A 14,048-nucleotide genomic window follows, 5' to 3' on the forward strand; every position below is an offset into this window, starting at 1 on the left:
CCGGAGTCATCTCCGGAGGTTCCATGCTTCGTTCGCGTATTTATCCTTAACCAGCTGTTCAACGAGCGTCAGCTCGTAATCCGTCAGCGCGCCTTCCTCCAATTGAACGCCGAGCCCTTCGGCCATCCCAGCCCGAAACGCTTTTTCGACCTCCGGCAGTTCGACCGGAGCCCGGCCAAGCCCCCGGCAAATGTCGTTAATCGCGACCGCCTTTTGCGAAAATTGCTGTTTCAATCTCTCTTGAATGCGTTCGTTCTTGAACTTCAAGACGCGAAACAATTGGTCCGCATCCATATCGAGCAGAATCGATCCGTGCTGCAATACGACCTGCTTTTGCCTTGTTTGCGCGCTTCCGGCGATTTTGCGCCCTTCGACGACCAGCTCGTACCACGAAGGAGAATCGAAGCATGCCGACGAGCCCATGGAGGCGTATTTGCTCTTGTCCTCCTCGCTGGCAAGCTGTACCATCTGTGCGTCCAGCCCCAGCTTGCGAAAGCCGAGCAGCAGCCCTTCGCTCAGCACGCGGTAAGCTTCCGTCACCCCGCTCGGAATGCCGGGATAGCTCTCCGCCACGATAATGCTGTACGTCAGCTCATTATCGTGCAGCACCGCTCTCCCGCCGGTCGGTCTGCGAACGAATCCGAGTCCCTCTTCGGCCAGCCGTTCGAAGTCGACTTCCTCGGCCTTTTGGAAATACCCGATGGATAAGGTCGGAGGCTCCCACCCGTAGAAACGGACCGTAGGAGGTACTTTGCCCTCGCTGTGCGCGATCAGAATCGCCTCGTCGACCGCCATATTATAAGAAGGATGATGCATCCTGTTGGAAATAAAACGCCATATTGCCGTCATGCTGTCTACCTGCCTTTCCTTGTTGCTGTTCATGAAGCCTGCCTGGCTTCCGGTTGCTTGATTCGCCGCACTCCTAACGCTTGGGACATATTTCTCTCGCATCCGTCACATTGTCCAGCTGAAACTCGCCCTCCGGTTTCTCCGACGGATCCAGACCGACGAAGGCGATCGCTCCATCCTCGCCCAGAACGGCGAACCGGTTGTCCGCCGGTATCGGCGCGATATCGACAGGCCGGTGGTCCCATGTCAGATGAAGCTGTTTGCGGCTTTTCAAATCGAGCAGCGCCAGCGGCTTCTCCAGCTCGACCGAGCCATCTGCCGCATCAAAGCGGTCAATTAGCATTTTACCCTGCATCGCCGACATCGTAAAGGAGTACGGTTTAGTGTTCGACACGAAGTTGTTCATCAGCTCGTATGGAGACTCGGCGGTATTGAATTTATAAATTTTATTGGACCATTCGCTCTTATGGCGCTGGGAGATCATCATATAAATATCGCCGTTGGAATCGACGCTTACCCGATCCAGCGGATAACGTCTGGGCTCTTGAATCAGCTTGCCCCATTCGCCGCTTTGGATATCGGCCTTGTAGACGTTCGAGCTCGTTTCGGCGTTGTTGGAGGTCACGAAGTAGACGTCCTTGCCCGCTCCCTTCACATCCTCCACGCCTCCGGGCACAAGCCAGTCCTTGATCCATTTGTGCTGCTTCAGCTGATAAATGCCGACCCGGGTCATATCCCCGCCTTTTTGCGGCGTTTTATCCGCAGACGACACGAACATCAGATCGCCGAATACGTAATGGTACTTCGGCGCCATTTTGGGCGTAGCAAGCTGCAGAAAGCGGTCCCCCTGTTTCTCTCTCACGTACAATCCTTTGAATGCCTTCGGATCGTCCGGATTATATACGGTGACGACCGTATGATCCCCGGTGTAGCTGATCCCGCTGATCGGCTGGGACGTCTGCAGGATTTGCTTGCTTCGCTGCGTCCGGCTGTTCACGCTGAATACCTGATACGGATCCGCGACAAGCAAATCTCCCGTCTCGTCGATCGCCTTCGTAACTTCCTCGTCGATAGGCAATGCCTGCGGCTTGGCATCCCGGCTCGCATAATAAACCGTGCCGAGGCCGACCAAAAGCGCGGCTGTCAGCCCCAATACCCATTTCTTCAAGTCGAATCCTTCCTCCCCCTTGCTACTAAACATCATAATGCATTCATCCAAGTTATGAAAGGGCTTCTTTTCGTCCATACTAAAAATGATAGCTTTGCCTGCTCTATCAATGAAACTTGCGGAAATTTCCGGATTGTTTTCATCAAATGGAGCAAGCGATTCATTAGCGGTCGGACACGGCTGCCGGGGCTTAACGCTCAGCCGCAGAGCTTAGTGCAACGGCCCGATGCAAGCCCTGCTGTCATCAAGATGCCCGCTTTCCTTTCCCGAAGGAAGGCGCCCAAAGGAGGGCATACCATGCAAACTGGCAATAAACTTGAACATGTGAGACCCTTTAACGAGCATGTACAGCTGCATTTTGACCGGGAATGGTTCGAGCAGTTGCATGAAAGAGCGCAGCGCAACGGTCCCTGGGACGATTGGACGCTGTATCAGCTCGCTTACGAGGCGGAGCAAGCCAGTCTGATCTCCAGCTTCGACCAGCTGCAATCTCTCGTTCATATCCAGCAGCTGACGCCGATGCCCCATCAGATCGATACCGCCAAAAAAGTGCTCACGGAGATGAGAGGCCGGGCCATATTGGCCGACGAGGTCGGTCTCGGGAAAACGATTGAAGCCGGATTAATTTTAAAAGAATACATCATCCGCGGTCTGGTCAAAAAGGTGCTCATTCTCGTGCCCGCTTCGCTCGTGCTGCAGTGGGTGCGCGAGCTGAACCAAAAATTCGGCATACCGGCCGTAGCGCAAAAAAAAGAATACATGTGGGCGCAGTACGATATTATCGTCGCTTCCATGGATACGGCCAAGCGCGATCCGCACCGGGACATCGTGCTCGGGATGGAATACGACATGCTGATCGTCGATGAAGCCCACAAGCTCAAAAACAAAAAGACGACTAACTACCAATTCATCAACGAGCTGCGCAAAAAATATTGCCTGCTGCTGACGGCAACGCCCGTCCAGAACGATTTGAGCGAGCTGTACAATCTCATCACTCTGCTCAAGCCCGGCCAGCTCGGCGGCCAAGGCAGCTTCCAAGCCAACTTCGTCGTCGACAAGCGCATTCCGAAAAACGAGGAGCAGCTGCAGCAGGAACTGTCCAAGGTCATGATCCGCAACCGGCGCAGCGACGGCAACGTCAATTTCACCAAGCGGATCGTCCGCAATATTCCTTTGACGCTCTCCCCCGAGGAACAAGCGCTCTACGACGGCGTGACCGACTTCGTCAAGGGCCGCTACCAAGAGTCCGAGGGCGATATCAGCAGCGCGCTTTCGCTGGTTACGCTGCAGCGCGAAGTGTGCAGCAGCCGCGACGCCGTGTTCATTACATTGGTGAACATGTTCAAGAAAACGGCGGAGGATTCTCCCGTCCGCCAGCGCATTTGGCAGCTCGTCGAGCTGATCCGCAGCATCAAAGCCAACACCAAAGCGGAAAAAGCGATGGAGCTTGTCCAAGAAATTAACGATAAAGTGATCATATTCACCGAGTACCGCGCTTCGCAGGAATATTTGCTGAACTATTTGAAAGAGCATAAAATTACCGCCGTTCCCTACCGTGGAGGCATGAACCGCGGTAAAAAGGACTGGATGATGGATCTGTTCCGCAACCGCGCCCAGGTGCTGGTGGCGACGGAGGCCGGCGGCGAAGGAATCAATCTGCAGTTTTGCCACAACATGATCAACTTCGACCTTCCTTGGAACCCGATGCGCGTGGAGCAGCGAATCGGACGCGTGCACCGGCTCGGCCAGCAGGACGATGTCAAAATCTATAATCTGTCCACCAACGGCACGATCGAAGAATATATTCTGTCTTTGCTGCATGAGAAAATCAATATGTTCGAGCTGGTCATCGGCGAGCTCGATACGATTCTCGAACGATTCGAGCAGTCTCACTCGCTGGAGAAATCCATTGCGCAGATGATTCTCTCCTCTTCCGAGGAGGAGCTCAAACGCCAGATGGACGATCTCGGCCGCTCGTTCACGACAATCCGCACGGAAGTGGAACGCGATTCCGCCGCCAGGGACATCTCCCGCTCCCATATGATGCCCGGCGCCGTCGGACAGATCTTACCTATTACCGGCGAAGCGGAGGCATCCCCATGAAGACTGAACAAATTCAAAGCTTCGTTATGCGCTACCTCGAAGCGGAACAATGCGACATCCTGGAGAAGCATCCCTCCTACGTCACGGTCAAGCTGTCTCCTTCCGCCGACAAGGAGCTGACGTACCGGCCGTATTACTGGAACTTTGTCGAACGGACCGGCGCCGTCCCGGAGACGATGACGTGCACGTTCATCTTCGACCCGGAGGGGCATAAGGCCGCGCAGTCCGCTGCCGGCGCTCAAGCGGGCGCAGCCGGAGCCCAGCCGGGCGCTGCTTCTGCGGGCGGGACGGCGCTCTCTCCGCCCCCCGGCGAGGGAGCGCCGTCGCCGGGAACCGCCGGCCCCGGCCCCCAAGCGCCGGGCGCCCCGCAGCAGGACAGCATCCTGGGACGCTATTTCGGCTTTGTGCCGACGCAGATGACATCCCGGGTGCCTAAAGATGAAGTGACGTTCGGAAGCCGCAGGCTCGGTCAAATTTTCGACGCGGTGCGCAGCAAAGGGCGCTTCGTCCACCTGTTCGAGCAGTTCAAGCCCGAGCAGCAGAAATCGGCGCCGCCGCCTACGATCGCCTACGAAACCTGGATGCAGGTAAACTACAAGGTCGAGCTCGCCTGCGATATGAAGCGCAGCGAAATTCATTCGCTGGGCGTTCATCTGGTCACCGGGGAAATTCGCGAGCATTTCCAAGAATGGCTGCAGACCAAGCGGCTGTCCCCGCGTTTGCCCGCTCATGTCTACATGATTCCGGATAAATTTACGCTGCCGCGGGCCGTCATTTATTTGGAGCAATATTTGGAGAACCGGCTTAAGACGTACGATCACCGCTGGGCGGAGGACGCCAAGCTGCGGCTTCAGGACGAGCTGGAGCGGATTCGTTCGTATTACGAAGCTTTAATTCAGGGGGCCGAACCGGAGAAAAAAGCGGAGATCGAAGCCCAGTATACGAACCGTCAGCTTGAAATCGACTGGCAGTTCCGGCCGCGCATTCAAATATCCGTCATCAATTGCGGTCTGTTTCATCTGCATGCGGGGAATCTGCCTACGAATTGACGAATTCCGTTCATTTCCAGCAAAAATAGAAGCAAACTTTTTTTTGCTCCGCTACAGGTTCTAACAAACTTTTCAAGGCATATTTTATACAATAAGGGCATAGCAGCTGCTTCATGTGACAGCATCCGTGCCCGACAAACCATGACAAGCAGGTGAATGGATGAAAAAAACGTTGTTTAGGCTTTCCTGCCTTTTGCTCTGGACAAGCCTGCTGGTTGCAAAGCCGCTCTCCTCCGCCGCGGTACCGGACAACCCGCCCATTCCGGCACAAGCTCTGGCGCCCGTTATGCAGGATGGCACAGTCACAACGCCGACCTTCCTGGACGCGGTCAACCAATTGATGAAGCAAATCGCAGGCCAGCAAGGCTTCGAGGCATGGAAGCAAGCCTCGTGGACCAGCTATCCGCTGGGGCCGGGGCAGCACGGCTGGATCGTTCTGCTCAAAGCAGGCGGCGCCGAAGTCGGCTACATGGTCATCTATGCCGATCCCGACAACCCGGACAAGTACAAGCTTGCCGAATACGGCAGCGGCAGCGCTCCTCTCTTCAGCTTAAACACTCTGTACCAATCTTTGGTACAGCTCGAACTCATCGATACGTCCTACAAAGCCGAACGCTGGTACGCCGATCCGTTTCATGCGGTATGGCTGGTTTCCGCCGGCGAACAAAACTATTACATCGATGCCAAGACCGGGCAGCCGCTCCCGTTAAGCTCCGTCCAGGAGCTTCAGGACGCTTCCCTTGCAGCCGCGCCCCCGCCCCGGATCGGGCCGGACCATACGGTCGCCGCCAGTCTGCAGACCGACGCTTTCGATCCGTACGACCGGCTGCCGTGGGTGAAGGGCCAAGCTGTCTCCTTCAGCCGATTCGAGCTTCTTGCAGCCGCTATCAAGGAGCAGCGCAAGCTGACCTTCGTCGCCGAGCTGTACGGCCGCACCGTAACGCTGCCGTTAGCCGTAACGGGCTACCACCGTTGGTCCGACGAGGAAGCGTTTCTGCTTCTCGACCAAGACGGGCCCAGAGCCGTTTCGTATGCCGCCGTTTCCGCGGCCGGCCGGCTATTCCCTTAGGTTTTTCTCCTCCTTCCCTATATAGAAGAGCTTCCCGTCCCTTCAGGCTCGAGCCTTTGCTCGCGCCGAGGAGAGAAGCTTTTCATTTTTTTTTGCGCCAGCGAAGTCCTTCCATCCACATGCGCAAAGCTAGCGGGAGCATGCCGAACCAGCGGTACTGCCAATGCTCGCGATGCTCTCTTTGGCTTGCCCTCGTCTGTTTGCGGATTTCCTTCGGCGTTTCCATATATTCCACAAATCGCTCTGTTACATATTTTACCAATTCATCCCCTTTGGCGATATGCGCTCACCTCCAAACGGCTCATAGTAGCCATTGTTGCCAGATTCAGCCCGCTCCAAACCGCGCCGTTAAGCGGCGTCGAGGCCCGACTCCTTCCCCGTTAAGCGAAGCGGTCCGCGAGCTGGACATCGTTGTCAGCCGTTTTGACGCGCCAAATGCAAATCACCCGGTATCCTCAACGCTGAGGATACCGGGTGACAAAAGGGCATACCTTACATTTTCTCAGGGGCTTCCAGACCGATCAGGCCGAGTCCGTTGCGCAGCGTAATCTGCACGCACTTCACCAGCGCGAGCCGCGCTTCGCGCAGCGCTTGATCGTCCACCAGAATCGGACATTCATGATAGAAGCGGTTGAAGGCTTGAGCCAAATCGACCAAGTAACGACTCACTACGGACGGCTCCAGCTTGTGCATCGCCTGCTCGACCCGCTCCGAGAACAGGTACAGCTGCTTCAGCAAGCCTTGCGAGGCCGCGTCCGGCAAGAGCGACGCATCCAATTGAGCGGCCTGCCGGGCGAATTCGATTCCGTCTCCTCCGTTCGCTTTACGCAGCACGCTGCAGGCGCGCGCATGCGTATACTGCACGTAAGGACCCGTCTCTCCCTCAAAGTTGAGAGCCACGTCCCAGGAGAATACAATGTCCTTAATCCGGTTATTGCTCAAATCGTTGAAAATAATCGCGCCTACGCCGACTTGACGGGCGACCTCGTCTTTATTTTCCAGATTCGGATTTTTCTCTTCGATAATCGCTTTCGTCTTCTCGATCGCCTGCGTAAGCAGCTCCTCAAGACGAATCACGTTCCCTTTGCGCGTTGACAGCTTAGCCCCTTCGAGGCTCACTTTGCCGAACGGCACGTGAACGAGCTTGTCCGCCCAGTCGTAGCCCATCAGCTCGATCACTTTGAACCATTGCTGAAAGTGCAGGCTTTGCCCCGCATCCGTGACATAGACGCATTTGTCGAAGTCATACGTATTTTTGCGGTAAATCGCCGCCGTAACATCCCGCGTATGGTACAGAGTGCCGCCATCCTTTTTGATCATCAAGGCCGGCGGCATATTGTAATCGTCCAGACGCACGAGCAAGGCTCCGCCGTCTTCCTCCAGCAGGTTCTTCTGTTTCAGCTCGTCGACGACGGCCGCCATCTTGTCGTTGTAGAAGCTTTCGCCTGCATACGAATCGAAGCGAACGCCGAGCAGATCGTAAATTTTTTGAAATTCCTTCAAGCTGATTTCGACGAACCATTTCCATAGCCCGAGCGCTTCCTCGTCGCCTTGCTCCAGCTTGACGAACCAGGCGCGCGCCTCGTCCTCCAGCTCCGGCTTAACGTCCGCTTCGTCATGGAACTTCACGTACAGCCGCTGCAGCTCGTCAATGCCTTCCGCTTCGACTGCGTCTTTGTCGCCCCATAGCTTGTAGGCGACGATCAGCTTGCCGAACTGGGTTCCCCAGTCTCCGAGATGGTTGATGCCGATACAATTATATCCGAGAAATTCGTAAATTTTGTAGATTGCATTCCCGATCATCGTCGTCCGCAAATGCCCGATATGAAACGCTTTGGCAATGTTAGGCGAGGAGAAATCGAGCGCGATGTTGCGTCCCTGGCCGATGTTCTGCGAGCCGTAACGTTCCCGCTTCTCCAATACTTCGCCGATGACGCCGGAGGCGAAGCCCGCCGGGTCGAGAAACACGTTCAAATAACCGGACACCGCTTCCACCCGTTGGATGGCGGGATGCCCCTGCCAGTTCGCTTTGAGCTCCTCCGCGATGGCCTGCGGCGCTTTGCGCAGCTGCTTGCTCAGTTTGAAGCAAGGCATAGACAGATCGCCCATCTGCGGATTCGGCGGATATTCGATCAGCTCCGCGATCGACTCCGCAGTCACCCCTTCCAGCTGGGAAGCGAGCTGCGACGCCAATATATTCTTGTAATCCATCATGATTAACCCCTTTCGAATCTTCAAGCCTTACATAATGAGAAAAGCTCCTATCCGGAGCTTTTCCACGGAGCATGACCCTGCCGTTGAATGCAGCATCCCATGCCGTTCAGAAATGATCTGCACCGCTCGACAAAGCACCCCAAAAGGGGTGCTCGTCATACCAAAATCATAGTCTGCCATCATTTACATATGTAGCTATTATATCGGTCCGTAAAAAACGAGTCAAGTTCCCGGTCCGGCCATTCGCTTACGAAATCCGGAACCTCCGCACCAGCGAATCCAGCTCCCGGCACAACGTCTCGATCGAATGCACCGATTGCGTAATCTGTTTCATCGAATCCAGCTGAACGACGGATAAATCGGCCGCCTGGGCGGATTGCTTGGACGAATTTTTGGCGATGGACGCCGTCTCCAGCACCGATGCGGACACTTCCTCGGAGCCGGCCGAAATTTGCTCGGAAATGGCGGATATTTCCGTAATCTGCTCGTTGGTATGCTGGGCTTTCTCCACGATGCTGTGGAACCCTCCCGCCAGTTGATTGACGTACATCTTGCCGGTCTGCATCTCCCGGATTTCACGCTCCATGGCCTCGACCATATGGGATACCTTGCCCTGAACCGCTTCGATCAACTCGGCGATATGCTCCGAGGATTGCTTCGATTGCTCCGCGAGCTTGCGGATTTCTCCCGCTACGACGGCGAAGCCTTTGCCTTCTTCTCCTGCCCGCGACGCTTCGATCGAAGCGTTGAGCGCAAGCAGATTGGTCCGGGCGGAAATATCGCCCATCACTTTTACGATCTCGCCGATTTCCTCCGAATGCGCCGATAGCCCCCGCACCGCTTCGGACGACACTTCCACCGACTGGTGAATCGAATCCATCTGCAGCAGCACTTTATCGAGCGTTTCGCTTCCGAGCTCGGCGGCCTTCAGCGTATCGTACATCATCTCCGCCATGGCCATCGACGCATCGGCGATTTCGCCCATCCCTTCCGAGATCTCCTCCATCGCCCGAGCGCTTTCCTCCGTGCCTTTCTCCTGCGTGGCGGCTCCGGTCGCAATTTCCTGCATCGCGGTATTCATCGAGTAAATTGAAGTGACAGTGCGATCGGCATCGCCGGCGAGCTGGCGCGTCGTCTTGTTGACCTCGAGGGATGTCTCCTCGATCGTGACGATCATCGTCTTGAGCTGCTGGTTCATCTGGTTGACGGATTGAACGAGACTGCCGATTTCATCCTTGCTTCTCGTTTGGATCGGCTCTCCGGTCAAATCCCCTTCGGCGATCCGCTTCACTCTCTCGCTGATCGCTTCGATCGGCTTGATCATCCGGCTGATCAGCAGGAATGCGACGAACGCCGCTGCGATCGGGAAAATCCCGCCGGTTTGCAGCGTGAACTGCAGCATATTCCATGTCCGGTTTTTCAAGATTGAAGCGTCGAAATCAATCGCCATCATCGCCACGATCTCCTTGGACGAATCATGGTCGGCGAAGATCGGCGCATAGCCGGTTTTCCGGTCCCCGTCGCCAAACGTATACACGGACGAAGCCGCCGGATGCTTCATATTCACCATCATATCGATCGCTTCGCGGTCTATATAAAATTTGTCGCCCGCCTTGAAGCCTTCCTGCTGCAGGTTTTTGTCGGGTACAAGCAGCACTCCGCTCAAGCTCATAATTGAAGCGTTCTTAAAAATCGGTTTGTGATCGACAATCCAATTCACTTTATCCTGCAGCGCCTTCGAGGCTTGGCCGCTTGCCAATTCCTTGATTTCGGCGGTTGTCAGCAGGCCCGAGGTAATGCTTGCGCAGCCGATCAGCTCATCTCCCGCGGCCTGGTCGATCTGCTTGTAATTGACATAGTAGCCGATGGCCAAAAGAGACAATACGCTGGTTACAACCGCAATGACGACCAGCCAAGTTACCTTTCCTACGATACCTAATTTCACAGATGTCCCCTCTTTTCCTTTTGCCAAGATATGGTGTGATTTCATAGTATAACTAACGTATACGGCTCACTGTGATTTTTGTCACACCTCATGCGATTTCCATAACCTTCCCACCAAAATGTAAATAGTTTGTTACTCTTTGTCAACGCATAAGCTGATATAATCATGTTAAATAAGCAAGAAAGCAGGCGATCCTATTTTGCCGATCACATCCCGGATGCCGCTGGTGTTGTTCTTACTGATCGCTCTGGCCTGCAGCGGCTGCTCCTTCACCAAGGACCCCCAGTCCTACATGCGCATGCCGAAGCTGCCCGACGATAAGGAGAACTTGAAGCAGGTGATTCAGCAAGCGATGCCGGCGGGAGCTTCCTTCATTCATCCCAAAAACTCAAGCGATCCCGGCTCCATATATTTGAAGGATCTCGATAAGGACGGGGTTCCGGAAGCCATCGTCTTCTACCAGACCCCGGACAAAGACGTTCGGGTCAAAGGCATGCTATGGCAAAAAAGCGGCGACAGCTGGAAGCTGCTGAGCGAGATGGAAGGCGAAGGCTACGAGCTCGATACGCTGCTCTTCGAGGACGTAACGGGCGACGGAGTCGACGATATTTTGGTCGGTTATTCCGGCGGAGCCCGCATCAATAAAGGTCTGGTCGTCTATCATTTGGTCGATCGGAAGCTGACGATCCTGTACCAGGCTCCTTATACGGAGCTGGTCGTCGACGATCTGAACCAGGATAATAAGAAAGATATTTCGATTCTGACGCTGGAGCGCAACGTATCGGCCAAGATGTCGACGCTGCAGTACGATCACGGCTTTCAGCCTGTCGGCTCGATTGCTCTGGACCCTTACGTGAACGGGTATTCCAGCGTCACCGCCGGTTTTGTCGCAGAGAACAAGCGCGGTCTTCTGCTCGACGCCGGGGTCGGGGCGCATTCGTCGACGACTCAGCTCGTTTATTTCGATAACGGGCAGCTTGTCAAAGCGTTTCCGGACGACAAGCTGCCGCTCAGCCCCCGTTCGGCCAAGAGCGGCGACTACAACCATGACGGCATTATGGAAATTCCGATCGATGTCGCCCCGCAAGGGTCGGAAAATGCCGCTTATGCGGTAACTCCCTGGATTACGCAATATTATCGCTGGGACGGACGGCAAGGGCTCGGCGACACGCCGCTGTACGAACGCTACTACGATTATGAGAACAGCTTCTATTTGGATATCCCGAGCGAGTGGAGGGATCGGTTTAGCGTGCAGCGTTCGGCGGACGGAACCCGGATCGCATTCGTCTCCTCGGTTACGGGAGAAACGTTGGCGGATTGGAAGACGATGCCGGCCGATAGCTGGGACGCCTCCGATCCCGAGTGGAAAGAGATCGGGCGGACGGACAAGACGGTTACTGCGCTTCGCCTGACGGAGAACAGCAAGCCGCTGCTTGGCAGCTTCCATCCGGTGCTGGATCTTGAAAGACAGGAGTTGTCCGATCATGTCAATGAATAAGGTACTGATTCTGGAGGATGAAGAATCCATCCGCAGCTTTATCGTTGTCAATTTGAAAAGAGAAGGATTCCATATTATAGAAGCGTCCGACGGGCATGAGGCGCTTCAGCGGTTTCGCGAGCATCCCGACATCGCAGTGGCTCTACTGGACGTGATGGTTCCCGGACCCGACGGGTTCGAGGTATGCCGGCAAATCAGGGAAGAGAGCGAACGGATCGGCATTATTTTCTTGACGGCCAAAGTGCAGGAGCAGGACAAAATTTTCGGTCTCTCCCTCGGCGCCGACGACTATATCAGCAAGCCGTTCAGCCCCGGAGAACTGATGGCCCGCGTCCACTCCCTGCTGCGCCGGGTTCATCTCCAAGCTCCCTTCCTTCAGCATGACCCCGTCTCTCGATCCGGCCCGTTCGAACTTCATACCGAGCTGCGCGAGTTCAAAAAACACGGCAGCCCCATCGATGTGACGCCGACCGAGCTCGCTCTGCTGCAAATGTTCATGGAGCATCCGGGCATCCCTTTAAGCCGGGACAAGCTGCTGGATGAAGTATGGGGAGAGCATTACGTCGGCGATCCCAAGATGGTCGACGTGAACATACGCCGGGTCCGGCAAAAAATCGAGGAAGATCCGTCCAGGCCGCTTTATATCGAAACCGTGTGGGGCTACGGCTATAAATGGAAGGACCCGAATAAATGATGCGCACAGGAATCAAACGGCTGGTCGTCTCCCACTACGTCCTAGTCGTGCTGCTGACGCTGATTTTGGTCGAAAGCGTGTTTATTTATTCCGTCCGCACGTTTTACTACAACAGCATCTTCAACAGTCTCAGCAACCACGCTCAGGTGTCCGCTTCGTTCTACAACAAGTTCCATAATAATTTGAACGTGCTGACTTTCGAAAGCCAGCTGCCGGAGGTTACGGAAGCGTTCGCCCATGACAACGCGGAGCTGCAGGTCATTAACAATCAGGGTACGGTGCTGGCCAGCACCAGCGGCTTTGCGGTCCGCGAGCAAATCGCCACTAAGGACGTGAAGCTAGCGGCGCATGGAGAGACGGGAAGCTGGATCGGCAGCAACGCCGTCACCCGCGAACGGGTCATGGCGGTGTCCACGCCGCTGGAATGGAACGGCCAGCCGATTGCCGTGCTTCGTTATGTAACGTCGCTTGAAGAAGTCGACCGCTTCATTCGCAGCGTGGCCGGAATCGCGGTGCTGATCGGGTTCATCATTTTGTCGGCGGTCTCCTTAATCAGCCTTGCGCTGGCCAATTCTATCGTCAAGCCGATCAACCGGATTACCGCCGCTTCCGCGCTGATGGCCAAAGGGCGCCTTGACACCCGCGTCGACGAATCGTACCGGTACGAGCTCGGGGAGCTGGCTCGGACCTTGAACTTCATGGCGCAGGAAATCGTCAAGAGCGATAAGCTGAAAAACGATTTCATCTCTTCGATTTCCCACGAGCTGAGAACCCCGTTAACCAGCATTAAAGGCTGGAGCGAAACGATCTTGATCGGGGATATGCAGGACGCGGAAGAGACCAAGACAGGTCTGAAGGTCATATCCAAGGAAACCGATCGGCTGGTAGGGCTCGTCGAGGAATTGCTCGATTTTTCCCGGCTGGAGCAAAAACAGCTTGCCCTTGACATCCAGACCTTCGATATCCGCGAGCTGCTAAGCGAAGTCGTGCTGCAGCTTGCGTCCAAAGCCCGGGAAAAGCAGGTGACCTTCGACTTCGCATGCTCCGGCTCCAATGCCGGGGCGGTCCCCGGAGATGAGAACCGGCTGAAGCAGGTCTTTCTCAACATTGCCGATAACGCCGTCAAATTCGCCTATCCGGAAACGGTCATCGAGATCAGAGTCGCGGAAGAGGATGGAGATTGCGTCATTTTTATTCATGATGAAGGGGTCGCCATACCGGAGGAGCATCTCGCAAGAGTGACGGAGAAGTTTTATCAAGTGAACCCTCAAGGCGAAGGCACCGGCCTCGGACTCGCCATCTGCAAGGAAATCGTCGAGCTCCACGGCGGCGCGCTCGCGTTGGAGAGCTCAGAGCAGCGGGGAACGTCCGTCTCCGTTCGGCTACCTTTTCGCAACCAGGCCACAGGAACGCTTTAACAGCAACGAAAATAGCCGCCCTCCGCAAGCTCTGCAGGGGG

11 protein-coding genes are annotated in these 14,048 nt (G+C 55.5%); 6 read left to right on the forward strand and 5 right to left on the reverse strand.

Features of this window, described 5'->3' with window-relative positions:
* Positions 1-6: 6 nt before the first annotated feature.
* Both SK3146_RS09475 and SK3146_RS09480 read right to left on the reverse strand, forming a co-directional pair.
* Positions 7-849: a lipoate--protein ligase family protein gene (locus SK3146_RS09475; protein WP_249864842.1), complete on the reverse strand. Its 843-nt coding sequence runs from the start codon at positions 847-849 to the stop codon at positions 7-9.
* A gap of 73 nt (positions 850-922) precedes the next feature.
* Positions 923-2,053, reverse strand: coding sequence for a hypothetical protein (locus tag SK3146_RS09480; RefSeq protein WP_249864843.1), 1,131 nt, complete (start codon positions 2,051-2,053; stop codon positions 923-925).
* A 261-nt stretch (positions 2,054-2,314) separates the two neighbouring features.
* Between SK3146_RS09480 and SK3146_RS09485 the strand changes: the two genes are divergently transcribed.
* From SK3146_RS09485 to SK3146_RS09495, 3 genes are all read left to right on the forward strand, one after another.
* On the forward strand, positions 2,315-4,120 hold the full coding sequence (locus SK3146_RS09485; RefSeq protein ID WP_249864844.1) for a DEAD/DEAH box helicase: 1,806 nt from the start codon (positions 2,315-2,317) through the stop codon (positions 4,118-4,120).
* Positions 4,117-5,169, forward strand: a complete 1,053-nt coding sequence (locus tag SK3146_RS09490) for a YqhG family protein (protein WP_249864845.1) — start codon at positions 4,117-4,119, stop codon at positions 5,167-5,169. The genes SK3146_RS09485 and SK3146_RS09490 overlap by 4 nt, the downstream gene beginning before the upstream one ends.
* 160 nt (positions 5,170-5,329) lie before the next feature.
* On the forward strand, positions 5,330-6,238 hold the full coding sequence (locus SK3146_RS09495; protein ID WP_249864846.1) for a hypothetical protein: 909 nt from the start codon (positions 5,330-5,332) through the stop codon (positions 6,236-6,238).
* A gap of 82 nt (positions 6,239-6,320) precedes the next feature.
* Here SK3146_RS09495 and SK3146_RS09500 read toward each other — a convergent pair whose 3' ends face one another.
* From SK3146_RS09500 to SK3146_RS09510, 3 genes are all read right to left on the reverse strand, one after another.
* On the reverse strand, positions 6,321-6,518 hold the full coding sequence (locus tag SK3146_RS09500; protein WP_249866246.1) for a YqzE family protein: 198 nt from the start codon (positions 6,516-6,518) through the stop codon (positions 6,321-6,323).
* A 212-nt stretch (positions 6,519-6,730) separates the two neighbouring features.
* The gene (gene argS, locus SK3146_RS09505) at positions 6,731-8,449 is read right to left on the reverse strand and encodes an arginine--tRNA ligase (RefSeq protein ID WP_249866247.1); all 1,719 of its coding nucleotides are present in this window, start codon (positions 8,447-8,449) and stop codon (positions 6,731-6,733) included.
* 250 nt (positions 8,450-8,699) lie between these two features.
* Positions 8,700-10,397 (reverse strand): methyl-accepting chemotaxis protein, encoded by a 1,698-nt coding sequence (locus SK3146_RS09510; RefSeq protein WP_249864847.1) that lies wholly within the window; start codon positions 10,395-10,397, stop codon positions 8,700-8,702.
* A 217-nt stretch (positions 10,398-10,614) separates the two neighbouring features.
* Between SK3146_RS09510 and SK3146_RS09515 the strand changes: the two genes are divergently transcribed.
* Genes SK3146_RS09515 through SK3146_RS09525 form a run of 3 tightly spaced genes read left to right on the forward strand, consistent with a single transcriptional unit; the run spans position 10,615 to position 14,007 of the window.
* Positions 10,615-11,895, forward strand: coding sequence for a hypothetical protein (locus tag SK3146_RS09515; RefSeq protein ID WP_249864848.1), 1,281 nt, complete (start codon positions 10,615-10,617; stop codon positions 11,893-11,895).
* Positions 11,888-12,589: a response regulator transcription factor gene (locus SK3146_RS09520; RefSeq protein WP_249866248.1), complete on the forward strand. Its 702-nt coding sequence runs from the start codon at positions 11,888-11,890 to the stop codon at positions 12,587-12,589. The genes SK3146_RS09515 and SK3146_RS09520 overlap by 8 nt, the downstream gene beginning before the upstream one ends.
* The gene (locus SK3146_RS09525) at positions 12,586-14,007 is read left to right on the forward strand and encodes a sensor histidine kinase (protein WP_249864849.1); all 1,422 of its coding nucleotides are present in this window, start codon (positions 12,586-12,588) and stop codon (positions 14,005-14,007) included. The genes SK3146_RS09520 and SK3146_RS09525 overlap by 4 nt, the downstream gene beginning before the upstream one ends.
* Positions 14,008-14,048: the final 41 nt, after the last annotated feature.

Source organism: Paenibacillus konkukensis (genome assembly GCF_023523925.1).
GTDB lineage: Bacteria > Bacillota > Bacilli > Paenibacillales > NBRC-103111 > Paenibacillus_S > Paenibacillus_S doosanensis.